The sequence below is a fragment of the Spirosoma sp. SC4-14 genome, assembly GCF_037201965.1.
Classification (GTDB): Bacteria; Bacteroidota; Bacteroidia; order Cytophagales; family Spirosomataceae; genus Spirosoma.
The window spans coordinates 5,815,320-5,837,265 of sequence record NZ_CP147518.1 but is presented as its reverse complement, the minus strand read 5'-3'; the positions used below and the strand labels follow the sequence as shown (position 1 = coordinate 5,837,265).

Sequence of the window (21,946 nt, the reverse complement as noted above, 5' to 3'; positions counted from 1 at the left end):
TCAAAAACAGTTTCGTTAGTTCGGGTTACCGGCCGAAAATCGATGCTGAATGACTCCGTTTACTTTTGGAAGCTCGGGCGTGGGTGGAGTTGGTTCGGTGACCTCGGACGTGGCCGCAACACGACCGCCCGACGAGCCAGCCGAACGAATATCGATCTGAGCCGTGTCGTCTTCACCATTGGTAGTGCCGTTGCCGGGGACGCTGTCTGGATCGGCCTGATCGGCGGCCATTAGCTGAGCCACATTAGTCAGTATAGCCTGCGCCGACGATAGGGTTGCGGTAAATGTCAGGCTGGCCGTAGCGCCCACTGCCAATTGACTGATTGTGCCGGTAACCACTGAGCCACTGGCACTCATATTCGTTGATGAGCCAAACTGTAGACCTGTAGGCAGATCGTTTCTGACAGCAATATTGGTAGCCGCCAACCCACCTGCATTCTTAACTTTAAGTGTAATCACAACGCTCTGGCCAGCTTGTATATAGAGCTGGCTAACTTCCATATTCAGACTCAGGTCGGCCTTATTGGGAGTTGGCGTGGGCTGGTTGCTCTGTACCGTTGGCAATGGCGTTTGGTTCGGATTGGCCGAGACATAGAGCGATCCTCCCCCTGTTGTGGTTCGCAGATCTACCTGCGAGGCATCGTCCTGCCCATCACCCGTGCCTGAGTTGGGCTGACTATCTGGGTCCAAACGGGTCTGGGCCGTCAACTGAGCCGCATTTTGATAGGTGCCTGCTGCTGTTAAGCGGGTAACGTATCGGGCCGTAATGGATTGGCCCGCTGGCACATTAGGAAGCGTGCCGCTTACTATACCAGAGGCAGCGGCAAGATTGCTGGATGAAACAAATACCATGTTACTGGGAAGCCGGTTCTGAAATGTAACGGCTCCCGCATCACACCCGCCTTCATTTCTGACGGTCAGATAGATAGTGGCCGTGTCGCCTATTGCTACAATTCGCCGACTGGCGCTGAGCGAGAGCGATAGGTCTGTTGGCGATAAGCCCAGATTGTAGCTGGCCAGATCGGAAGTACAGCCATAAACGGCATTAACAGCGCGTAAGAAATAGTTGCCGCCCGCCTGTGGAATAATCGACGGTGTAGTTGCCGAGGTGCTCCATAAATTTGAACCGGCATAGCTTGAGGTAAGCGTTACACTGCCAGGCTGGCAGAGCGACGCCGAGCCAGTAGCCGTTATGGTTGGAACTGCCGGTTGAACACTACTGGGTACTGTTACGGCTGGAGGAAACGTAATTTTATTCTGAGAATTGCGAAGTCGAACCGAATAGGTGCCAGCCCCAACCGTAATACTCTGGAGACTGTCGCCTGTGCTCCAGTTGTATTGATAGCCTGCTGGCTGAGCCAACGTAAGCTGATTGCCAGTAGCACAGGCAATACTGGTTAGTGGTTGAATTTCAGCCATGTAAGGCTGAATAGTCTGTAAGTAGGTATCCGTGATGGCATTGGCCCATAGCTCCCCCGCTTTAGGTTGGCCAGTGGGCGAAAAGTGAATACCGTCGGGCCGGTCTTCGAGCGAATGGACAACATCCAGGTCCGGGCCCTGAAATGTTAGGTAATTTGCCCGGTTAATTACCTGAAACTGCGCCTGCCTGACATTATCGAATTGCCCTCCTACGTAGGAAGATATGGCAACAATCCAGGCCAGATTGGGTTTGTTGAATTCCTGCCGCGACTTGTCGATGACACCGTAGTGATGAGTTACGATCAGGTCGGTAGAATTGCCCCGGTCGTTTTCGCCATGTTGAAGCAAAACGGCCCGGATGCCGGTTGCGGGCACATAAAGGTTCATAATGTTCCGAAAATTGACATAGGGCATCCGAATGGAGTATTTGATAAACCCATGTTCGAAGGGGATGTCGTAAGCGGCATCGTAGGTCTGTTCCATGTTGGAACCGCCAAAGCCCGCATTGTAAATCAGAACAGGAACGTTGATGCGCTGCACCAGCACATCGCCCATATGCCCCCAGAACCACGACATTCGGGCAAAGGGCGATATACCACTGAATGTAGCTAACTGGCCGAATATTAATCCGGGTAGATAGTTGGTGTTGGCTGTGTTTTCGTATTGAGAAAATTCGGGAGTAGACTGGTCGAGCGGAACAACCGTTACCCGGTCATCAACCGCACCTGGCATGGTTGGGCAGTGGTCTGTGCCATCGACATAGCAACTGGAACCCTGCGCGTTGGAATGGCCTACAATGGCAAAAACTTCGCCAACACCAAACCGGTCCACCGAATCAAGGCCAACTATCTGGCCATTGCGTTTACCGCGTACTTCAATCTTATACCAGCCCCCATTCACCGTTAATGTACCCGAAAACTGACCATTCGACGGATTGCTCTGAATGGTTGTCCAGTCGGTAGAGGTTCCCTGCCCGGTAGCGCGGGCAACTACATGCGCTTCTATGGCATCGAGCGGTTGAGAGTAGCTGCCAGCAATCTGTACGGTTGCCTGATTATTGTTGTTTCGCTGAATAACCATCCGGCTTACCGGATAGGTAACATCGATCTGGGCGTTAGCCTGCAGCATAGCTATGCTGCATAGCAAACCTGTAAGCGCTGTTGAGTGAAGCAATCGTAAAAATAAAGTCATGACGGATAAGGCAATCAATAGTCAAAAGTAACGTGTAGTCGTTTATTTGACAAATGTTTATATCGTAACTAAAATATAGTATTGATATATAAAGAAAATAAGTCCAAATATAGTCTTTATGTGTATTTTATTAACTAATTAGTTATTCATTTGATAATTTTAATCTTTGGCTAAGTGCTTTTTAATTGATTATCGAAATAGGATATGTTGATAGCTTGTAGAATAGAAAGTAGGTCAGGAAGCAGCAGATATAAAGCTAATTTACCAGTATACTGACGTTCAGGCTAGTTATGGTATTAGTTTTCGGTTAAATTGATTTGTTTTCGGGAAAGGTTTGTGTTACTTTGTCCGTGAGAAGGTACTGAACCCCTTCGCCGATTCGCGATGAACTTTGATGACGAAGACGACGACGACAGTTTCATGGACTGGGACGGTTTCGACGAGGACTATGATCCTGAAGAAGCCCGTGCTGAAATGGAAGCCGAGAACCGGCGAATTAAGAATCTGCCTATTTTGCGTAAAGCCAATGAACTGGTAGAATTAACCCAGGCTATTGTCGAAACGATTAATAAGGAAGAAGATGTGCTGATGATGCATGAGCAGATGTTGGCTAATGCTATGATGCTGGCCCCCAAAATTGTTGGTGCCGAAGGGGGGGATCTGTATACACTGCGTATGGAAAATGCCGTGATTATTAAAATGCACGCTCGCGAATTACTGGCGCAAACCTCATATTGCAAAGCCGAGAAACTTGCTACCCCTGCCTATCTGGATGTTCTGCGCGATGAAATTGAGCAGTTCAGGCTTTTGTTTGTTGAGTGGGTAAATAGTTTCGACAAAGATAACGATGCCCCTGACGACTGGGGACTGTTTTATTGATTGACGGAGATCTTCGGTTTCCATCGATCAATCGAACTAAACCGTTTCATAAAAAAGGGAGCTCAAGGGCTCCCTTTTGCTTTCTTAGGATAGAAAATGCACTGTTCGTAAACAATGAACCCGCCGGTTACATAGTATAAACAGGTAACTTTGCTACTCTGCTAAATCGACAGGTTCATGAAATTTTGTTTACCATTTTATCGTCGTATGTTCAACTACGGGCAATTCGCGGCTATCTGGCTTCTGGTTGCTCTGGTTACTATAGCGAAAGCTAACGACGGTTCATTCCCAAACACACCAATCAGTGGATCAACTTCTTCCGGTAGTTCCAGTACACTGGCTACTCCCATATCGCTGACCGTTTCGCCCGAATCACCTGCAGTTTGTGCGGGCGGAAGCATAAGCTTGTCATTAGCAGGGTGCCCAGCCACCGGAGCTATTTTATGGTCTACCGGACAAACCACTGCCAGTATTACGGTTAAACCAGCGCAAACGACTACCTATACGGCCCGCTGTTCGGTTACTGGCCCGAAAGGTGTAACGGCTGTTGATGTTAACCGAACGGTTTCGGTTAACGATCCCATCACCATAACAGGATCGCCCGTGTCGCAGTCGGCCTGTGGAGGTGCAACCATTTCGTTTTCCGTGTCTTCGACGGGGTCTGACATTTCCTATAGCTGGACACAAAATGGGGTTATCGTACCCGGTGCCACTGGCTCACAACTTACCCTGACAAATGCGCAACTGTCGCAAGCTGGGACTTATATTGCCAAACTGACCAACACATGCGGAACTGTGAGCAGCGCGCCAGCGCAGCTTAGCCTGTCGCCGGGGATTACCGTTGGTAATACACCCACCCCTGCTACCTGTTCCGGAACCAGTACGGGGCAGATTTTTGTGTCGGCAACGGGTGGCACGGGGCAACTGCAATTTCAGTTGGAAGGACAAGCGTTCCAGACATCCAATATTTTTTCGAACCTAAAAGCCGGAACCTACAAGGTGACCGTGAAAGATCATATTGGATGTACGGCCCAAACAATAGCCGACGTGAAACAACCTACATCGCTTTCGCTGACGATGAAAGCAGTTAATGCCAAATGTGCGGGTGGTGCCGATGGCGGTATCATTGTATCGGGAAGTGGAGGCAATGCGCCCTACCAATATCAGCTAAATGCGGGACCACTACAAACGGGTGAAACATTTCTGGATCTGAAAGATAAAACAACTTACGTTGTAACACTGGTTGATGCCACGGGATGTTCAACATCGCAGACGGCAGTTATTGGTGCCCCTCAACCGCTCGATATTATTGCGACAGTGACGCCTACGAAATGTACAGGATCGGGGGATGGAATCATCAGTGTGTCGGGAGCGGGAGGAGCCGGAGCATATCAATTTCAGATTGGTAGTGCGCCATTTCAGGCCGGAACCGTATTTACTGGACTGGCGGCCAATACGTATCAGATCGGTATAAAGGATGGTAATGGATGTTTGGGTACAAAGGCGGTGGTTGTTACTCAGCCAGCCCTGTTGTCATTAACGGCTGCCGTAACGCCCGTAAACTGTTTTGGTGATAATAGTGGAGCCATTACCCTGACGCCCGGTGGCGGAACGGGCCCTCTTCAATATCAGCTAACATCAACCAAAATACCACAGACCAGTAATGTATTCAAAAACCTGGCTATGGGTAATTATACGGTGGTTGGTACCGATGCGAACGGCTGCACGGCACTGGTGTCGGTAACAATTGGTAAAGCCGATCCGCTGAAAATACAGGCATCTGTTGTGCCTGCTACCTGTTGTGTATGCCCCACCGGTCAGGTTGCTTTAACCACTGGAGGAGGAGCAGGTAGCGGACGCCAGTTTCAACTAAACAGTCGACCTCCTCAAACGAGTAATCAATTCACGGCCCTGCAGCCAGGAACCTATCTCTTTCGGGTGATCGACGAAGTCGGTTGCCGGGATTCGGTGCGCGCTACGGTGACCGATGCGTCGGCCATGACGTTGTTGCCCGGTCAGGTAAAAGATGTCGCTTGTTCGGGTGGGAAAGATGGCGAAGCGAGTGTGAAACTGGTTGGCGGAGTAAAGCCGTTTACATTCTACTGGCAAACCGAAGGCCGGGATACGCTGGCCGCCCGAACACAGACCCAAACAGGACTGGCCGAAGGAACCTATACGGTTAGTGTGCTGGATAGTAATCGCTGTACTACCACCACTACATTCGTAACGGTTAAAGCATTAGCTCCATTGCCGCCCAAGCCCATTATTACCCAAACCAGTACGACCCTATCGGTTGTGGATGTCAATGGTGTGCAATGGTATATAAAAACGGATTCAAGCACCGGTAAAGCAATTGCCAATGCCACTCAATCGACAATAACGCCATCTCAGAGTGGGAGTTATTATGTGATTGTGACCCAAAATGGATGTGCATCGCCCCCGTCCGATTTTGTCACGTTTATTGTAACAGCTATTACCGAACCGCTGGGAACTCTATCGATAAAAGTAGCTCCAAACCCGATTGCCGATCGGCTACGACTTGACATTGAACAAACCGATCGACACCCCGTGCAGATACAACTCTTCAACGCAGCCGGTAGCAGCGTGCACACGTTTCAGATTCCTGCTTTCAGCGGTAAAAAACAGGCCGAATGGCCATTGACCGGCATTTCGCCAGGGATTTATCTTCTAAAAGCCGAAGCCGGCGATCGGCAAAGCGTAATTCGGGTGCTGGTGGAATAGGGAAGTTTACAGTTTTCAGTGCTTCGCCGAAGTAAGCGTCTAACCTGGCGAAGCCACTGAAAACCGTAAACGGAAAACTACAGCCGTTCGTCAAACAGTTTTAAAATACGCTTGTATTCGTCCATCCAACTGGTTGGTTCCACAAATCCGTGGTCTTCCATCGGATAGGCGGCTACTTCCCAGTTGTCTTTCCTGAGTTCAATCAGCCGTTGCATCAGCCGTACCGTGTCCTGAAAATGGACGTTTACATCGACCATGCCGTGGCAGATGAGCAGATAGCCCTTTAGCCCTTCGGCAAAATAGATTGGTGACGATTGCCGGTAGGAGAGCGAGTCGCTTTGGGGTTCATTCAGAATGTTGGCGGTGTAGGGGTGGTTATAGGCAGCCCAGTCAGTTACGGGCCGAAGTGCTGCACCGGCCTTAAATACGTCGGGAGTCGTAAACATGGCCATCAGGGTAATAAACCCACCGTATGAACCACCATAAATCCCAATCCGATTTGCATCTACGCCCTGCGTCTGAACGAGCCATTTAGCTGCATCTACATGGTCGGTCAGGTCTTTGCCACCCATGTGCCGATAGATGCCCGTTCGCCAGTCTCGACCATAGCCTGAACTGGCACGATAGTCGATGTCGAGAACGGTATAGCCTTTGTCGGCCAGCAAATTATGGAACATATACTCGCGGAAATACTGACTCCACCATTTATGCGCATTCTGCAAATAGCCTGCTCCGTGAACAAATACAACGCTTTTTCCCGATGGATTCTGAGGTTTGTAGAGCCTCCCATAAATTGTTTGTCCATCGCGGGCCGGAATCGTGATCAGTGTTGGTTCGCGCCAGGCGTACCTTTTGAATTCGTCCGTTTGCGAACTGGTGAGTTTTATGGGCTCGTTTTTTCCTTTTGCGGTAAGGTCCAGCATATACAACTCCCAGGGTTGATTGCTCGATGAATAGCGAATGGCCAGCCGGGTTTCGTCGGGCGATAGGGTTACATCGTTGGCTCCCGTCATGGTGGTTAGCCGGGTGCGTTCGCCACCATTTACCGACATCCGATAATAGTGCTGTTCGCCCGGATGTACTTCGTTGGTTTGCAGGAAAAAATGCGTTTTGTCTTTCGATAGCAACACCTGCTGCACTTCAAACTTACCCGATGTCAATTGTTTTTTCGGCCCGCCCGTCAGCGCATTGATTGTGTAGAGATGCGAGTAGCCATCGGCTTCCGACTGAAACCACAGCGTTTGGTTATCGGCCAGAAAACCCATATTACCCGGCGCATTCATGTTGCCAATGCCAGGGCCGCCAATCCAGGCTTCGTCGCGTTGCCGGTCCAGTAAGGTAAGTTTAAGGGTTTCGGGGTCGAAACGCATAATCCATCGGTCTTTGTTATCCTGCGCCCGAATCACTACCACACATACGTTACCATCTTCCGACCAGACTGGGCCATTGATAACAACCGGACGTTTTTTTTTCGCCGTATCGCTCTTCGCTTTACCGCTGGTTGTTACATAATCCGGTTTATCGCTAATGCCCGGAATATCGTTTACACCGACCGCCCGAACAGTATCTTTAGCAAGGTCGTACACGAAAAATTCATAGCTGACCAACGGCGATCCAACTTTTGTGCGCGCCCGAAGTTCTTCCGTATAGCCCGATTCGGTCACGTAGTTGGGTACCTGGGCTGTTTTGGCATTGCTGGGACTTTTGGCCAGCCGATATGTAACAAACCGACCGTTGGGACTAAGCTGCGGATTCGACAGTTGTTTTTCGTCCAGGTAAATTTCTTTAGGGCGTTTTGGCTTGTCGGCTTTGCTGATTTTGTCGGCTTCGTCGTGTTTCTCTTTTCGTTCTTTCAGAATCATCGACAATCCCAACTGATCCTTTTTGAGAAATTTTTCTTCGTCGGTGAGTTTGGGTTCTGCTTTTTTGGTACCCGTCCGAAAATCAGTCAACTGCGTCAGTTCGCCCGTTTGCAAATGGATACTAAACAAATTATTGTTTCGGCGGAAGATTACCCGTTGCTCATCGCCCGAAAAAACCGGGTTAGTTTCGGCCTCAACCGTGTTGGTGAGCTGGCGAATGCGCCCCGTTTTAACATCGAGCCAATACAGATCGTCCTGCCGTTCGAACAGTCGTTGAGTGCGGGCGCGGTTAAAGGCCGCAACCGGTTCGGTGGGGAGTGCCCGCCGTTCGGTTGGACTTACTTTCTGCGGCTGAGAGGCTACCAGCGTTTTGCCGCTGGTAAAGGTTATTTTGTAGAGTGAGTCACCTTTCGCCTTTTCGGGGTTCCAGTTGAAATAGAGGGTCTTCGAGTCGTCGGACCAGTAGGGGTTGGAAGGCGATGTGCCCATCCAGATTTTGGGGTCCTGCATAATGGTTTCGACCGAGAGCTGCATACGATCCGAAGTACCAGTCGGTTTTGGCATCGGTTGGGCAACGAGGGGGCCCGGGATTAACGCAAGAAGCAATGGCCAGTGCGGAATACTTCGGTGATGAAGAGTAGTTTTTTTCATGAAAGCACATAAATTCAGATTGCCAGCTACAAATTAGCTACAAACTGATAAATGGCATATCGGATTGTGCCAGAGAACGCAGAAACTTTTGAGAAGTATGCCGTAAACAATATTTTCGGCGGAAAATCATCGTTTTTTAGGACTACCCTGCAATCGGTTATTACGTAGTTTGTAGAAAGATGGTATCTTGCCTAACGAAACCCTTCATAGCTTCGATGCAATACGTTATTCATGCTTACGATCATACCGATGCCCAGGCACTTGATCGTCGTATGGCAGCCCGACCGGCCCATTTCGACTTTGTTCGTGCCCTGAAGGCAAAAGGTCAATTTCTGCTGGGAGGAGCCCTGCTCGATGTGGCCGGAAATATGATCGGTTCTATGTTACTGCTTGACATGGAAACGGAAGACCAACTAACCGATTACCTGAAAACAGACCCCTATATTGTGCAGGGCGTTTGGGATAAGGTAGATGTGAAACCCTTTCGGAAAGCCGACGTATAATTGGATTGTCAGGTTGTTCGGTTTCTTTATTTCAGTCAGTACCGAACTCAAAATGCCTGCCAGGACTCATTGAGACTGATCATTAACTGTTTACGACTGATTTTGATACGCGCAGCAATATTTGATATGGATGGTCTGCTGGTGGACTCTGAACCTCACTGGCGGGCTATGGAACGGGAAGTGTTTGCTACTGTTGGGCTACACTTGACTGATGACGAATGTAAGCAGACAACTGGTTTGCCAATTCCCGATGTTGTTAACTACTGGTATGCTCGGGCTCCCTGGACCGAGCAGGCCGCTGGTGGGCGAACCAATGCCGAACTGGGTGATGAGATCACTGAGGGAGTTCATGAGCGCATCGCTAACTTTGCCGAACCAATGCCCGGGGCCATTGCCGCACTCGAATTTTTTTTCCGGCGTGGTATTCCGGCAGCTATTGCTTCTGCTTCTCCCATGAGTTTAATTGAGGTGGTTGTCGATCGCCTTCGGATTCGGGACTACCTGAAGCTCTGGCATTCGGCTACCCTCGAAGCCCGGAACAAACCAGCCCCCGATGTATACCTGGGAACGGCTCATAAACTCGGCGTACAACCAGCCGACTGTGTGGCGTTTGAGGATTCGGGTAGCGGTTTGTTGTCGGCCTATTCGGCAGGGATGCGTACCATAGCGGTGCCTGCTGCCTTCGAACTGGGTAATCCAAAGTTCGCTATTGCCGATGTAATTGTCCCTTCACTGACTGCATTCTCGCAGGAAGTACTGGACGTTATTCAGAATAAAGTACACTCCTCCTAAACTGTTATAACCTATAACCCGGTCGGGCAAGAAAAGGTCTGGAAACCAGAGACTACTTGCCGATGGCCTTTTTCGTTAATACCCATGCGTATTTACCAACTTGATACGTTTACTGATCGACTTTTTTGTGGCAACCCGGCTGCTGTTGTCCCACTAACTGAATGGCTCCCCGACGAGCAAATGCAGCAGATTGCCGCCGAAAATAACCTGGCCGAAACAGCCTTTTATGTGCAGACGGATGGCGATGCCAACTACCATATTCGTTGGTTTACGCCCACCGTTGAAGTAGATCTGTGCGGACATGCCACGCTGGCATCGGGCTATGTGGTGTTTTTTCTGGAACAGAAGCCTCTGACCGATCATATTTATTTTAACTCCCGCAGTGGTTTATTGAAAGTTTGCCGGAGCGAAGAAAACTGGCTAACGCTCGATTTTCCGGCCGATGTGGTGCAAAAGGCTAACCTACAGCCACCAGCACTATTGACCAGCCTGAACGAAAAGCCGTTGCAGGTCTATAAAGGAAAAACCGATTATCTGCTTGTTTATGAAAATCAGGCTCAGATCGAAGCGCTGGACCCAGATTTTCGGGAAATGAGCACCGTACCGGCACGTGGGGTTATCGTAACAGCACCTGGCAATGCCGATTCGGGAATCGACTTTGTGTCGCGCTTTTTTGCACCACAGTCAGGTATCGACGAAGATCCCGTAACGGGTTCGGCTCATACTACGCTGGTACCTTACTGGGCCGAACAACTGGGAAAAACAGATTTTGCTGCCCGACAACTGTCGAAACGGCATGGCTATCTGCTTTGCAAGCTCAATGGCGATCGGGTCGATATTTCGGGACAGGTACAGCTATACATGACCGGCGAAATTCTGTAATGTATACTGCCCGAATTTAAGTAAGCCACAAGGTCGCAATAGCCACAAAGACGCTAATTGATTTAGGTCTTTGCGTCTGTTTTGCCTTTGCTGTTTTAATTACCGGCTTTTTGCCACAAACCGTCTGATACCCCGTCGGATGGTTTTGGCCATTTGCTGCCGAAAGCGATCGTCCAGGATAAGGGTTTCGTCGGCCAAATTGCTCAGAAAGGGGCCTTCAACCAGTGCATTGGGGTAATCGGTAGGGCTGTTGAAGAAGAAATTGAAATGGCCAACATTCCCGAATTCGGGCACCCCTTTCCGGCGAAACGCATCCAAAATGGATTGACTCAATGGCCGGAAGCCAATGTATTTATAGTATGTGCTGACACCTCGTACCGCTGGATTGGCCGACGAATTGAAATGAATGCTGACCAGCAAATCGGGCAGCAACTGGCGCATAGCCAGTATACGATCCGACGAACTGATGAGCGTATCGGTCGTCCGAATCATATGCACCTTGGCACCTGCACGTCCGAGTAGCCTCTTCAGTCGGTTGGCTACATCAAGTGTCAGGTCTTTTTCCAACCGAAGCGACTGTTCGCCACGAGCCCCCGTATTGCTGCCCCCATGTCCCGCATCGACCGCAATGGTCATGCCGCGAAGGTGATGTTTAAGCGGTGGCCGTCGTAGGCGAATCATCAGGGTATTCTGTAGATAATATATCGAATAACCCCATGACTGATTGTGTTTCAGATCGATATAAATCCGGACAGTTTCGTCTGAAATCTGTTCGAACCACACATTCCGAATTTCCTGCGCCGTGGCCCGCTGGGTAATCCAGTTCGTGTTGACGGTTGCGCCGAAAACATCTATGATCAGCTTTGAGGGATTGATCTGCTGCTGACTTCGGTAGGGAAGCCGGGCCGGTAATCGAACAGCAACATAATCGAATTTAGACCTCGTCTTCGACCGGATGGTATCGCCATAAACAGTCCAGTTTCCAGTAAGCGAATGGCTTGGGTAACGTTGTAGTGTGTCGGTAATTACGTGTTCGGTGGGGGTATACGCTGTGAGGGTAGGCGAAAGCCGTACGCGCCAGAATTTATGCGTCGAATCCTGACCAATCCAGGTCTGCCCGGTAATCGCCAGGACCACGCCCGAATCCAGCGTTTCCATGCGGGCACCGCCAAGCCGATCGGTCCCTAATCCATAATATAATGGAGTAAGCTTTGTACGGGTATGACCCAATACAACCGTATCGCCAGTTGTGTAGGTGGGCGCTTGCCCCCAACCTGGCCTGGGTAGTAGGAATAGCGCCAGACTAAGCCCTGATACGATTAATTGGCTAAGTATGTTTCCTGAAACACAGTAGGATTCTTTTGAAATGTGTGAGTAAACAGTCGACAGATTGTGTGTTTGTTGATGCGATTTCATTGAAAGAAAGACCCCGTAAGGCGTAATTCAGTTGCTTAGGCAGTTTTTAATTCAGGTAGCAACGGGTCGGAAATTGAGTAGAAATAAATAATTTGTTTGAGTTAAACTGTTGATAGTGAGGTGTTTTGTTTTTAACTGATGTACTCCTTCATGAGCTTCCGGGCAATTTGGGCAGGGGAGATAGTGTATAATAATTTTGCTAATTTTAATTTGTAATAAATCTAAACAAGCTATTTTTGCATCGTAAACAACAGGTATCGATGATTACTGATTTTTTTTCTTCTGACTCGCTTACGGTGCTGAACGATTCAAAGCCAATCATACAATCAAATCCGTTTGTAGGTGGTGAGTGCGTATTGAAAAAGTGTTGCAAGAAGTACAAAAAGAGCAAACGTTGCAAGAAATGCCCCGACCGTTAACTAAGCGCGGTAGTATGGGTATCCTTGCTGTGAGCCGTTCCAGGTATTTCGGCTGAAAAACGAGTGAGGTTCGCGATAAGCGGCTTTTTGCCATATTTGCTGAATGGAACTTCGCTACGAATTGTGGGACAGATTGCCACCTGAGCCCCTTCAATCATCCCTTCTCGATCTTCTATCGTCGGTATTTACGAGCCAGTTGCCAGCCAGCATACTGGCCGATATCCACTACCATCTTACCCGAACCGGTTTGCAGTTTTGGCTGGCCATCGATAATCAACAAATTGTTGGTTGCAAGCTCGGTTATGAGCGAAAGCCCGGTCAGTTCTACAGTTGGCTGGGGTGTGTGCAACCAGCTCTGCGCGGCCATGGAATTGCGGGCGAGCTGATGCGCCAACAGCACGAATGGTGTCGGCAACGCAGCTATCATACCATCAGAACCGAAACCTATAACCAATGGCGCACCATGCTTATTCTGAATCTTCGCTTCGGTTTTAACATTATTGGCACTGTTCAGGGCAAACACGGGCTAACTATTGTACTGGAAAAAAAACTATAGTTCCCGCAAGCGAGGGTACACCAACATCAACGGAACCCTATAGCCGATTTTGTTGTCATTAGCGAAGAATGCATCTCTATCTTCATATACCGTTTTGTAAGCAGGCATGCCACTACTGCGACTTTCATTTCAGTACGAATTTGAGTCAGAAATCGGCGCTTGTTGAGGCCCTCTGCGCCGAAATTGCATTACAGAACGAGTACCTGCCCAATAACAAACTCGAAACCGTTTACTTTGGTGGCGGTACGCCATCACTGCTGACCGAGCAGGAACTGGCCACCATTTTCGATACCATTCACCGCCACTTTGTTGTGTCTTCTGATGCCGAAATCACACTGGAAGCTAATCCCGATGATCTTAGTGTTAGTAAATTGCAGTTACTGCGCCAGTATGTAAATCGGCTAAGTATTGGTATTCAGACGTTCGATGAAGCAACACTTCGCTGGATGAACCGCGCTCACTCGGCTGCCGAAGCCGAAAATTGCGTACAGCTAGCGCGTGAAACCGGTTTCGAAACGCTGAGTGTCGATCTGATTTACGGAATTCCTGACGCAGGCCAGACCGATAAGAAAGAATCGATCTGGCAACGGGATTTGCAAAAAATGCTTGAACTGGATGTACCGCACCTGTCGGCCTATGCACTCACAATTGAACCGGATACGGCTTTCGGCCGCTGGCAGCAGCGAGGAAAACTGCCTGCTGTCGATGAGAACCTGGCTGCCGGGCAGTTTGAAGAACTTAGCAAGGCAATGGTTAGGGCAGGGTATGAGCACTATGAGATTTCGAACTTTGCCAGGCCAGAGCAATACGCCCGTCATAACACGGCCTACTGGCAACGACGGCCTTATTTGGGTATTGGGCCGAGCGCACACTCCTACAACGGTTCGAGCCGCCAGTATAACATTGCCAATAATGCCCGCTATACCGTAGCGATCGGAAAAGGTGATATACCGGCAACGGTTGAAGAACTAAGTATGGCCGATCAGGTCAACGATTATTTGCTGACTGGCTTACGAACAAAGTGGGGCTGTTCGCTCTCAGCGCTTACTACGCTGGCGGGAGAAGATTTTTCGAAAAAACAGGCTGCTGATCTGGCTGCTATGTATGCCTCTGGCTGGTTGAAACAGGAGGGCGACTGGCTGCGATTGACCGAATCGGGTAAACTTTTTGCCGATCGGGTCGCGGCTTCCTTATTTTTCGAGTAGACTAACTGATTCTTTTTCGACAGGATTAACAGGATTTTTAGGATTAGTTTTGAAAATAACCAGATCGACTAATCCTAAAAATCCTAAAAATCCTGTCGAAAAAGAACATACTCTAAATCCAGGGATCTGTATACTTCTCGTTTTTGGTACTTTTGGGGCATGAAACACCAAACGCAGACAACCGTTCTGATTGGGTTTATGACCATCCTGTTGGTGCAATCGCTACGAGCACAGCCATTGCCACCAGCACCGGTTCCTATCAGTGTTGCCGATCAATCTGGCATTCGTCAGGGGCGATTTATTGGGGTGCTGATTGGAACGGCCGCTTTTTATACGGTCACGTTGCTGATGCTAAAAAAGCAGTGGTATAAGAAAAAAGTCCCTTTTCATGCCTTCAACGACAATCGCGAATGGCTACAGATGGATAAGGTAGGCCATGCGGCCACGGCCTATTGCATGAGCCGGGGAGGCTACGAACTGATGCGCTGGAGTGGTGTCGATGAGCGGGCCAGCATTCTGACGGGGGGGCTATTAGCATTGCTATTTCAGACAACCATTGAAGTATTCGACGGCTATTCGGAAGGATGGGGATTTTCCAAAGGCGATATGGTAGCCAATGTAGCAGGAACGGCGCTTTTCGTTGGCCAGCAATACAGCGCCGGTCAACAGGTTGTTTCCCTGAAATACGGTTTTCGGAAAACAATTTTTCCACCCTATCGGCCAAATTTGCTGGGACGTACAACGGGTGTGCAGATGCTTAAGGATTACAATGGTCAGCAGTATTGGCTATCGGTCAATCTGGCATCGGTATTGCCGGTAGGACCATCGTTTCCGCGCTGGCTGAATCTGGATGTTGGCTACAGCGGCAGTGGCATGATTGGAGGACATGAGAATCCACCCGTTTTTGATCAGAATGGCCGGGAAGTGAAATTTGAGCGATACCGACAATTTTTTATTTCGCCCGACGCCGACCTCTCACGCGTTGGTGCATTCAGTCCGTCGTTACAACGATTTATCGGTACCGCCCAATTTTTCAAAATTCCGGCTCCCTCGCTGGAGTTCAATCGGATAAACGGGCTCCGGTTTCATCCATTGATTTTGCCAAAGGAGTAATCTTAACCGGGTCCCGGTTCGGACTACTTACGTCCACCGCCAATATCGACACCTACTTTGATGCCCAGATAGGCATTTTCGCTGGTGATGGTGGTGTTGGCCAGTGTGTTGTCGGTAGTTGGGGCTGCATTGTATTCGACGGCAGCAACAAAGTGGCCGGCTTTGATACCTCCCCGAATCATCCCGCCAAATTTGGTATCGGAAACCAGATTGACGTTTTGGGGTGTCTGGCCATCGACTACCGTAACCGTACCGCCCGACGCTACACTATAGAACCCAACCCCCAGGCCCAGAAAAGGACGAACACTACCTTTGCCGAACAGATAATTACCCGTTAGCAAATACGACGCAAAAGCGCCAACATCGCCGGTTGTAGTGTTGCCGTTGTATTTGATACCGCGGGCAACAGAAGCTACTTCGAGACGAAGACCCAGATCGAAATTGTCGCTTAAGCCATATTTGGGTTCAACAGCGAACAGCACACCCCCCGATACACCCGCATTGAGCGGTTTCGCGAAACCTACCGATACATTAACCTTAAAAGGTTTGTATTCCTGTGCAGAAGCCGAAAAGCCAGCCAGAACGAAGAGTGCCAAAAGAACACGTTTCATAGTCGAGTAAAGTGAATGATTAGATAAATTAGACAGATACTTTGCTTCTCTAACTTCTAAAGATTCATCATTGTTAGGATTTGCACCAAAATACTATTCCGGGAGCTAGTTAGAAACCACTATAAAAAGGCCCTGATTTGATGATCAGGGCCTTTTTATAGTGGTTTAATTAGTTCATCTCGCCGGGAATAACAATGACACCTTTCTGTCGGTTTTCTCGTAGAATGGTCAACTGAATTCGACGCCCAATGGTATCGTCGGTGAGGTGGCGATGCAGGTCATCGACGGTGGCTATTGGGTGTCCGTTGAATTCGACAATGATATCGCCCTGCATAAGTTCTCCATTTCCCGCAATGCCATCGGCTTCAACACTGGCAACGAGTACACCGGTTCGGGTGCTGAGCTGATTGTATTGTTTTATTCGTTCGGTGAGGTTGATGAGTTGACCGGCAATGCCCAGATAGCCCCGGCGAACCCGCCCTTCTATAATAAGTTTACCGGCAACTAGTGCAGCCAGGTTGGACGATACGGCAAAACAAATGCCCTGAGCGGGTAAAATAACGGCTGTGTTAACGCCTATTACATCGCCGTTGGAGTTTACGAGTGGTCCGCCCGAATTGCCTGGATTTAAGGCTGCATCGGTCTGTAGCACATCGTCGATGAGCCGACCCGATTCGGAACGAAGTGTCCGGCCTAATGCACTAACCACACCCGCCGTCAGCGAATACTGAAAGCCATAGGGATTGCCAACGGCAATGGCAATCTGACCAACCTGCACTTGTTTGGAATCGGCAAAGCGAATGGCTTTAAGCCCATCGGCATAAATTTTAATAACGGCAATATCGGTTGCTGGATCGCGCCCGATGAGTGTAGCGTCAAAATCGCGTCCATCGGGCAGGCCAACCACCAGGCTACTGGCTCCGGCCACTACATGATTATTGGTAATGATATACCCATCGGTAGAGATAATAAATCCTGATCCGCTCCCGCCATCGTTAGAACCCGGTCGCGATGAGCCCGGACGGCGGCCCGGTTGAGGGGCTCGACTGGCGTTTTGGTTCCGGCCGCTCACTTTAATCTGCACTACCGACGGACTTACTTTTTTAGCTACATTTACTACCGTGTTGGAGTAAGCATCCAGCAGAATCTGATCTTGTTCCCCATTTTCTCCTGGCTGCGAAACCGCGTCGGTAAATGACACAAATTGGGTGTTCATACGATTTCTGGTTTACATGAGAAAGAAAGCGGAACATGATCTGTTCCAACATCTTTTCTTCATGTATATCAGGTAGTTTATGCGTCAATTTGTCATTGAAATGACCTTAATACTATAAAATAATTGACTATGTATATTTGTGCATGTAACTTTACTGCTGGAAAACCGTAAATACGGTCAAATTGTCGTATGACTTTTGAAGAGTATTTAATACAAAAGAAAATTGATCGTATCCGTTTTCAGGAGCAGGAGCCTGGGCGGTATGCTGAGTGGGAAAATGAATTTGGGCAAATGCACCCGGAAAGTTTTACCGTTCAGAAAAAATTCCTGTTAAACGATACTCGTAGAAAGTATCTTGTTCGTTCATAATGTATAGGCAGACTGAAGGTCATTCTGCCCCCAAACATTAACCTACCTCTTATTTGTTATGAGCATTACGTTAGGAGAACTTCGTGGAACTACTGATGCCATGGTGTATGCCCTCAAAGGCCAGGGCCTGGGCGATAGCGATGCCCTTCTTGAAGCGAGCAAAACTCCGCAAGATCGCAAATCACTAGCGGCTGCCGTTGGTATCGACCCTTCTTTTCTGCTGGAATTAGCCAATCGGGCTGATTTAGCCCGAATCAAGGGCATTGGACGCGTTTATAGCGATCTGATGGAAGAAGCCGGAGTCGATACCGTTGTGGAGCTAGCCCAGCGTTCGGCAGTTAATCTGCATGCAAAGCTGATCGAAATCAACAGTAAAAGACAGTTTACCCAGCGTCCGCCTTCGGTGGAGCAGGTAACCGACTTTGTCGAACAGGCCAAGAGCCTGCCTCGTATGCTGGAATATTAGCTAATTAACTATATAGGAAAGGGGGATCCGGAGCATACCCTCCGATCTCCCTTTATAGTTTGTGTTCTTTTCGGCCGGGTTCGCGCAGGTACTTGTTGAGTCGATCTTCCAGATCCGACAGGGTAAGATTTGTGTATAATTCACCGTTTAGAGCTAGTGTTAGCCGACCACTTTCTTCCGAAACCGCTATAATAGCAGCATCGGTGGCTTCGCTCATGCCTAAAGCGGCTCTATGCCGAAACCCTAATGAAGGGGGAAGTTCGTCATCTTCCGAAACGGGCAGAATACAACGGGCTGCTTCGATTCGGCCATCGCCAATAATCACGGCTCCATCGTGTAGTGGACTGTACTGACTGAAAATAGCCAGCAGCAGTGGTTTCGAGACTTCTGCGTCGATGACCTCGCCCGATTGGGTAAATTTCTCCAGATCGTCGTTTTTCCGAATCACAATCAGCCCTCCCGAAAACTCCGCGCTTAGTGTTTTACAGGCATCCATTATAGGGCGAAGCGGTGTAACAGGTTCACCAACTTCGGGTTGGCGGAGCAGCCACCGTCGGATCCAGCGACTATTGGCTACATTGGTTGATTTGCCAATCAGCAAAAGAAATCGTCTGATTTCCTGCTGGAAAATAATAATCAGCGCCAGTGCACCAACACTGATAAAATATTCCAGAATCGTTGTCAGTAGGTGCAGACCGAGGGCTTTAACCAGCAAATAAGCCAGATAGACCAGCAAATAGCCAATGAATACCCGACTGGCAACACTGCCTCGAACAACGTTATAGATTTGATAAATAAGTAGTGCAACCAGCAGAATGTCGAGTATGTCGAGCCAACCGACATCCAGAAAGCCTAAGTGAAAGGCCAGCATGTGTGAATGAATTATTAGGGGCCTAAATATAATCAGATTCCAGAGGATTGTTTACTCAACTTACGCAAAGGGCTAAACCGATCAGGAAGTTGATGAGCGATCGCTCCAGTTTTCAATGGGAATTGTTGTGCCTTCTGTCGCAATATACGTTTCTGGAAAAACGGTTCTGGCTTCATTAACAAATGCATCATATTGTTTGTAGCGCGACGAAAAGTGCCCAATCAGCAGTCGGCCAGCTTCTGCTTTAGCGGCAACGGTTGCGGCCTGCTTAGCAGTCGAATGAAAAACCTCGGCGGCCCGGAGCGCATTATCTTCCAGAAATGTTGCTTCGTGATACAGCAGATCGACACCATGCAACTGGGCCGCCAACTCTTCTATATAGCGGGTATCGGAACAGAAAGCATAGGAACGGGATGGCAAACCCGGCACCGTAACATCGTCGGCGGTATGAATAATAGCTCCTTCTGGACTTAGAATATCATGACCCTCTTTCAGCATTTTTAAATACTGAACTGGTATATCGCTGGGCAGTCGGTCGCGCAGTAGCCGACGCGGGTGTGGCTTTTCCCGAAACAGATAGCCAGAGCAATCGATTCGGTGCTGGAGCGGAATTGATTCGACAGTTACCTGTGGATGGTCCAGCAACAGCGTTGAGGTTTCCGGATTCACTGGCTGGAAATGCAGTTTATAGCCCAGCCGAGAGTCTGATACCCGAAAAATTGTAGTAAGCACTTCATCGAGGCCACGCGGGCCAAACAGAAAGAGATCTTCAGTACGACCTGCCAGATTCAGAGTCGACAGAAGAGGAGGGAGACCGAAATAATGATCGCCGTGCAGATGGGTTATAAAAATATACCGCAGCCGCCCCGGTCGAATTTTTTGCTCAATGAGCCGAAGCTGAGTGCCTTCGCCACAGTCGATGAGCATATAGTCGTTACCAACCGTGAGCAACTGCGATGTTGGATGATAGCGTAATGTAGGAGTTGCCGACCCGGCCCCTAGTATTGTAAGAGCAAATGTCGGATTGCCTGGTTTATGGTGTTCATAATCAGAAACTGATTCTTTAGTCGGCATCCCGGCCGATGCTTCCCCCTGCGTCGTACTCATCATCTTCCTCACTGCGAAAATCGTTCTCCAACTCATTCATAAACACGGCGTCGACAGCTTCTTCTACTGTTGGCAGAATTGTCAGGTCGCTGATATTCGCCGTATCCAGAAAATCAATCAAGTCATCATTCTTTGTCACTAACACGAATAAACCAACTTCGTTAGTACACTGACGGTTTATCTTACGAATGGTACTAACGCCCACCGGATCGACCGATTGGGTTGAGGCCATGTCAACAATTATATTACTATAACCCGAACGGAACAAGGAACGGCTCAGGTTTTCGAACTCAGTTGCTACGTCACCACCAAATTCGCTTTCTGCCAGCCGGATCAGAGCATACTGCTCGTTTCTTTCGATTGTGTAATTCATCTGGTTATTTGGTTTCAGGTTTCTGGAATTTAAAAACGGTTCGTTAAATAATATATGAATAAATCTTAATTTTTTTGAAAATCGTTGGCGAAACGATTTGTGGATAGAATGGCTGATCGATCTCTGTATTAGACGTAATGGGAGCGCGTTTAGACAGACTACCTGATTTACGAAAGCCAAGGTGCCGATAGTTCCCACACGTTCGCTCATAGCCATCTTATCGTACAATGGCTATGAGCGAAAATTTTGTATTTACGAAGCAACTTAACGGAGTAAGTTGATAAGTCAAATAGAAATTGATTTACGAACGTTGGTTTCTATTCGTTCCGCTGGATCGATGCTGGGATTGGCAGGTTGAAACGCCTGGCCCGTAACGGTTTCATACAACTCGATATACCGGGCCGAAATCTGATTTACCCACTCATCGGTCATGGCTGGAACGGTTTGCCCGCTTTTTCCCTGAAAACCATTTGCAATGAGCCACTCGCGGACAAACTCCTTGGATAGCTGCTTTTGGGGCAGATTGGCGGCCAGATTAGCCTCATAGGTATCCATATAAAAATAGCGCGACGAGTCGGGGGTATGTACTTCGTCGATCAGATAAACCTTGCCATCGAGGTTACCGAACTCATATTTGGTATCGACCAGAATCAGGCCGCGCTCGGCTGCCATTTCGGTTCCGCGTTTAAACAGGGCCAGGGCGTAGCGTTCGAGCTGAACATAGTCGGCTTCTGACACAATGCCCTGTTGTAGAATTTCTTCACGACTTATGTCTTCGTCGTGTCCTTCGTGGGCTTTGGTCGATGGCGTAATGATTGGTTCGGGCAGGCGATCATTTTCGCGCAGACCCTCGGGTAAGGCAACTCCGCATAGCATCCGGTGCCCATCGCGGTACTCACGCCAGGCATGGCCAGCCAGATAACCGCGTACTACCATCTCAACGGCATACGGTTCACACTTTAAGCCAACACTTACATTCGGATCTGGAACATCGAGCAGCCAGTTTGGCACAATATCGGCCGTGGCCTTCAGAAAATAAGCGGCTGTTTGGTTGAGAACCTGGCCTTTATAGGGAATTGGGCGAGGTAGTACCACATCAAATGCCGAAATGCGGTCGGATGCGATCATTACCATTTTGTCCGGGAATGAATAAACATCCCGTACTTTTCCTCTGTAGAAGCCCGTTTGGCCGGGAAACTGGAAGTTGGTTTCTTGTATGGCGTTCATTTTTTATGACGCCCCGACGAGAAGGTGATACCGCATACTTTTTAAAGCAGCACTTCCTTTTCAGGGGCTGGGGGAC

The 21,946-nt window shown here is 48.9% G+C and carries 19 protein-coding genes; 10 read left to right on the top strand and 9 right to left on the bottom strand.

Annotation, left to right across the window (positions count from 1 at the left end):
• Positions 1 to 15 precede the first annotated feature (15 nt).
• Positions 16 to 2,610 (bottom strand): hypothetical protein, encoded by a 2,595-nt coding sequence (locus WBJ53_RS23950; RefSeq protein WP_338870891.1) that lies wholly within the window; start codon positions 2,608 to 2,610, stop codon positions 16 to 18.
• A gap of 384 nt (positions 2,611 to 2,994) precedes the next feature.
• Between WBJ53_RS23950 and WBJ53_RS23945 the strand changes: the two genes are divergently transcribed.
• Positions 2,995 to 3,489 carry a hypothetical protein gene (locus WBJ53_RS23945; protein ID WP_338870889.1) on the top strand — a complete coding sequence of 165 codons (495 nt, stop codon included), beginning with the start codon at positions 2,995 to 2,997 and terminating at the stop codon, positions 3,487 to 3,489.
• A gap of 177 nt (positions 3,490 to 3,666) precedes the next feature.
• Positions 3,667 to 6,231 carry a T9SS type A sorting domain-containing protein gene (locus WBJ53_RS23940; protein ID WP_338870887.1) on the top strand — a complete coding sequence of 855 codons (2,565 nt, stop codon included), beginning with the start codon at positions 3,667 to 3,669 and terminating at the stop codon, positions 6,229 to 6,231.
• Positions 6,232 to 6,308: 77 nt separating this feature from the next.
• Here WBJ53_RS23940 and WBJ53_RS23935 read toward each other — a convergent pair whose 3' ends face one another.
• Positions 6,309 to 8,657, bottom strand: coding sequence for a prolyl oligopeptidase family serine peptidase (locus WBJ53_RS23935; protein WP_338870885.1), 2,349 nt, complete (start codon positions 8,655 to 8,657; stop codon positions 6,309 to 6,311).
• A 302-nt stretch (positions 8,658 to 8,959) separates the two neighbouring features.
• On the opposite strand from WBJ53_RS23935, the gene WBJ53_RS23930 reads away from it, so the two are divergent.
• From WBJ53_RS23930 to WBJ53_RS23920, 3 genes are all read left to right on the top strand, one after another.
• Positions 8,960 to 9,247: a YciI family protein gene (locus WBJ53_RS23930; RefSeq protein WP_338870883.1), complete on the top strand. Its 288-nt coding sequence runs from the start codon at positions 8,960 to 8,962 to the stop codon at positions 9,245 to 9,247.
• Positions 9,248 to 9,349: 102 nt separating this feature from the next.
• Positions 9,350 to 10,039 carry a hexitol phosphatase HxpB gene (gene hxpB / locus WBJ53_RS23925; RefSeq protein ID WP_338870881.1) on the top strand — a complete coding sequence of 230 codons (690 nt, stop codon included), beginning with the start codon at positions 9,350 to 9,352 and terminating at the stop codon, positions 10,037 to 10,039.
• A gap of 84 nt (positions 10,040 to 10,123) precedes the next feature.
• Positions 10,124 to 10,921, top strand: coding sequence for a PhzF family phenazine biosynthesis protein (locus WBJ53_RS23920; RefSeq protein WP_338870880.1), 798 nt, complete (start codon positions 10,124 to 10,126; stop codon positions 10,919 to 10,921).
• 99 nt (positions 10,922 to 11,020) lie between these two features.
• Here the strand turns inward: WBJ53_RS23920 and WBJ53_RS23915 are convergent, their stop codons facing one another.
• Positions 11,021 to 12,337: an N-acetylmuramoyl-L-alanine amidase gene (locus WBJ53_RS23915; protein ID WP_338870878.1), complete on the bottom strand. Its 1,317-nt coding sequence runs from the start codon at positions 12,335 to 12,337 to the stop codon at positions 11,021 to 11,023.
• A gap of 522 nt (positions 12,338 to 12,859) precedes the next feature.
• Here WBJ53_RS23915 and WBJ53_RS23910 point away from each other — a divergent pair.
• The 3 genes from WBJ53_RS23910 to WBJ53_RS23900 all read left to right on the top strand — a co-directional run bounded on the left by WBJ53_RS23910 (position 12,860) and on the right by WBJ53_RS23900 (position 15,630).
• Positions 12,860 to 13,312: a GNAT family N-acetyltransferase gene (locus WBJ53_RS23910; protein WP_338870876.1), complete on the top strand. Its 453-nt coding sequence runs from the start codon at positions 12,860 to 12,862 to the stop codon at positions 13,310 to 13,312.
• Positions 13,313 to 13,380: 68 nt separating this feature from the next.
• The gene (hemW, locus tag WBJ53_RS23905) at positions 13,381 to 14,517 is read left to right on the top strand and encodes a radical SAM family heme chaperone HemW (RefSeq protein ID WP_338870874.1); all 1,137 of its coding nucleotides are present in this window, start codon (positions 13,381 to 13,383) and stop codon (positions 14,515 to 14,517) included.
• A 159-nt stretch (positions 14,518 to 14,676) separates the two neighbouring features.
• Entirely contained in the window at positions 14,677 to 15,630 is a 954-nt protein-coding gene (locus WBJ53_RS23900; RefSeq protein WP_338870871.1) for a DUF2279 domain-containing protein, read from the top strand.
• A gap of 23 nt (positions 15,631 to 15,653) precedes the next feature.
• Here WBJ53_RS23900 and WBJ53_RS23895 read toward each other — a convergent pair whose 3' ends face one another.
• Together WBJ53_RS23895 and WBJ53_RS23890 are read right to left on the bottom strand one after the other, a co-directional pair.
• Entirely contained in the window at positions 15,654 to 16,241 is a 588-nt protein-coding gene (locus WBJ53_RS23895) for a hypothetical protein (protein ID WP_338870869.1), read from the bottom strand.
• Between the two features lie 169 nt (positions 16,242 to 16,410).
• Positions 16,411 to 17,457, bottom strand: coding sequence for a trypsin-like peptidase domain-containing protein (locus tag WBJ53_RS23890; RefSeq protein WP_338870867.1), 1,047 nt, complete (start codon positions 17,455 to 17,457; stop codon positions 16,411 to 16,413).
• Positions 17,458 to 17,646: 189 nt separating this feature from the next.
• Here WBJ53_RS23890 and WBJ53_RS23885 point away from each other — a divergent pair, with 189 nt between their 5' ends.
• Both WBJ53_RS23885 and WBJ53_RS23880 read left to right on the top strand, forming a co-directional pair.
• Positions 17,647 to 17,826 (top strand): hypothetical protein, encoded by a 180-nt coding sequence (locus WBJ53_RS23885; protein WP_338870865.1) that lies wholly within the window; start codon positions 17,647 to 17,649, stop codon positions 17,824 to 17,826.
• 58 nt (positions 17,827 to 17,884) lie between these two features.
• Complete coding sequence (locus WBJ53_RS23880) at positions 17,885 to 18,292, top strand: DUF4332 domain-containing protein (RefSeq protein WP_338870863.1); 408 nt, start codon at positions 17,885 to 17,887, stop codon at positions 18,290 to 18,292.
• Between the two features lie 52 nt (positions 18,293 to 18,344).
• On the opposite strand, the gene cdaA is transcribed toward WBJ53_RS23880, so the two are convergent.
• The 4 genes from cdaA to WBJ53_RS23860 form a co-directional block, all read right to left on the bottom strand.
• Positions 18,345 to 19,163 carry a diadenylate cyclase CdaA gene (cdaA, locus tag WBJ53_RS23875; RefSeq protein WP_338870861.1) on the bottom strand — a complete coding sequence of 273 codons (819 nt, stop codon included), beginning with the start codon at positions 19,161 to 19,163 and terminating at the stop codon, positions 18,345 to 18,347.
• 81 nt (positions 19,164 to 19,244) lie between these two features.
• Positions 19,245 to 20,270, bottom strand: a complete 1,026-nt coding sequence (locus WBJ53_RS23870; RefSeq protein WP_338877227.1) for a ribonuclease Z — start codon at positions 20,268 to 20,270, stop codon at positions 19,245 to 19,247.
• Entirely contained in the window at positions 20,227 to 20,643 is a 417-nt protein-coding gene (locus tag WBJ53_RS23865) for an STAS domain-containing protein (RefSeq protein WP_338870859.1), read from the bottom strand. The genes WBJ53_RS23870 and WBJ53_RS23865 overlap by 44 nt, the downstream gene beginning before the upstream one ends.
• Positions 20,644 to 20,928: 285 nt before the next feature.
• Complete coding sequence (locus WBJ53_RS23860) at positions 20,929 to 21,870, bottom strand: phosphoribosylaminoimidazolesuccinocarboxamide synthase (protein ID WP_338870857.1); 942 nt, start codon at positions 21,868 to 21,870, stop codon at positions 20,929 to 20,931.
• Positions 21,871 to 21,946 lie beyond the last annotated feature (76 nt).

Bases quoted from the DNA above. Each gene is read 5' to 3' on its own strand.
- WBJ53_RS23950 (WP_338870891.1), bottom strand. From the start codon at position 2,610: ATGACTTTATTTTTACGATTGCTTCACTCAACAGCGCTTACAGGTTTG.
- WBJ53_RS23945 (WP_338870889.1), top strand. From the start codon at position 2,995: ATGAACTTTGATGACGAAGACGACGACGACAGTTTCATGGACTGGGAC.
- WBJ53_RS23940 (WP_338870887.1), top strand. From the start codon at position 3,667: ATGAAATTTTGTTTACCATTTTATCGTCGTATGTTCAACTACGGGCAA.
- WBJ53_RS23935 (WP_338870885.1), bottom strand. From the start codon at position 8,657: ATGCCAAAACCGACTGGTACTTCGGATCGTATGCAGCTCTCGGTCGAA.
- WBJ53_RS23930 (WP_338870883.1), top strand. From the start codon at position 8,960: ATGCAATACGTTATTCATGCTTACGATCATACCGATGCCCAGGCACTT.
- WBJ53_RS23920 (WP_338870880.1), top strand. From the start codon at position 10,124: ATGCGTATTTACCAACTTGATACGTTTACTGATCGACTTTTTTGTGGC.
- WBJ53_RS23915 (WP_338870878.1), bottom strand. From the start codon at position 12,337: ATGAAATCGCATCAACAAACACACAATCTGTCGACTGTTTACTCACAC.
- WBJ53_RS23910 (WP_338870876.1), top strand. From the start codon at position 12,860: ATGGAACTTCGCTACGAATTGTGGGACAGATTGCCACCTGAGCCCCTT.
- hemW (WP_338870874.1), top strand. From the start codon at position 13,381: ATGCATCTCTATCTTCATATACCGTTTTGTAAGCAGGCATGCCACTAC.
- WBJ53_RS23900 (WP_338870871.1), top strand. From the start codon at position 14,677: ATGAAACACCAAACGCAGACAACCGTTCTGATTGGGTTTATGACCATC.
- WBJ53_RS23895 (WP_338870869.1), bottom strand. From the start codon at position 16,241: ATGAAACGTGTTCTTTTGGCACTCTTCGTTCTGGCTGGCTTTTCGGCT.
- WBJ53_RS23890 (WP_338870867.1), bottom strand. From the start codon at position 17,457: ATGAACACCCAATTTGTGTCATTTACCGACGCGGTTTCGCAGCCAGGA.
- WBJ53_RS23885 (WP_338870865.1), top strand. From the start codon at position 17,647: ATGACTTTTGAAGAGTATTTAATACAAAAGAAAATTGATCGTATCCGT.
- WBJ53_RS23880 (WP_338870863.1), top strand. From the start codon at position 17,885: ATGAGCATTACGTTAGGAGAACTTCGTGGAACTACTGATGCCATGGTG.
- cdaA (WP_338870861.1), bottom strand. From the start codon at position 19,163: ATGCTGGCCTTTCACTTAGGCTTTCTGGATGTCGGTTGGCTCGACATA.
- WBJ53_RS23870 (WP_338877227.1), bottom strand. From the start codon at position 20,270: ATGAGTACGACGCAGGGGGAAGCATCGGCCGGGATGCCGACTAAAGAA.
- WBJ53_RS23865 (WP_338870859.1), bottom strand. From the start codon at position 20,643: ATGAATTACACAATCGAAAGAAACGAGCAGTATGCTCTGATCCGGCTG.
- WBJ53_RS23860 (WP_338870857.1), bottom strand. From the start codon at position 21,870: ATGAACGCCATACAAGAAACCAACTTCCAGTTTCCCGGCCAAACGGGC.